The organism is Candidatus Nitrosotalea sp. FS, from assembly GCF_011319475.1.
Taxonomy (GTDB): domain Archaea; phylum Thermoproteota; class Nitrososphaeria; order Nitrososphaerales; family Nitrosopumilaceae; genus Nitrosotalea.
In genome coordinates this window covers 1-509 of record NZ_RCMC01000080.1, presented here as the reverse complement: position 1 = coordinate 509, position 509 = coordinate 1, and the positions used below count along the sequence as shown (strand labels likewise).

The following is a 509-nucleotide window of genomic DNA, read 5'->3' as shown; positions in this document are numbered from 1 at the left end:
GTCTTGGACATGACGTATTTTGTGACATCATTGATACCTGGCCATTCATTTTCATGCTTCGGCCAGTAGGAGGCAAAAATCTCAAATGTTTTTCTGCCCAAAAGAAGATCTGCAGATTTCATCTGTTTTTTCATGACCTTGCCACCAACTTCGTCAAAATAAGGCACAGTCCAACCGCCATATTTGAAACCGCTTGATGTATCTTCGTCAGGTCCACCAGGTGCTTGCATTACTCCATCTAATGTAATAAATAATAAAACAATTATTTTTCTCATGTTAACGTCTCCTTCTTATTTTTTCTCAAGTACAAATCAAGAGAATTATGCGATTGTAACGATATAAGTGGAATGGTATCCAAACAGAATCTTGGAACCAGTCCCCAAAACCTCATGGGAACGGGCTCTTTAGATTTGTCAACTTTTAACCGTCTTTCTTTCTTGTGCGTTTTAATCTTCATGACTTGCTTACCTAATTTCATTTTTCTATCATTGAACCGCTTTTGCAATTCG

General features: G+C 37.7%; 2 protein-coding genes. Both read right to left on the bottom strand.

What is annotated here, in order from left to right; genetic code table 11:
• Positions 1–275, bottom strand: a 275-nt coding sequence (locus DYY66_RS03185) for a dihydrofolate reductase family protein (protein ID WP_166286157.1), incomplete at its 3' end; no start/stop codon positions are given.
• The coding region (locus DYY66_RS12965; RefSeq protein WP_218583590.1) for a hypothetical protein at positions 272–509 on the bottom strand (238 nt) is incomplete at its 5' end. The genes DYY66_RS03185 and DYY66_RS12965, both read right to left, overlap by 4 nt.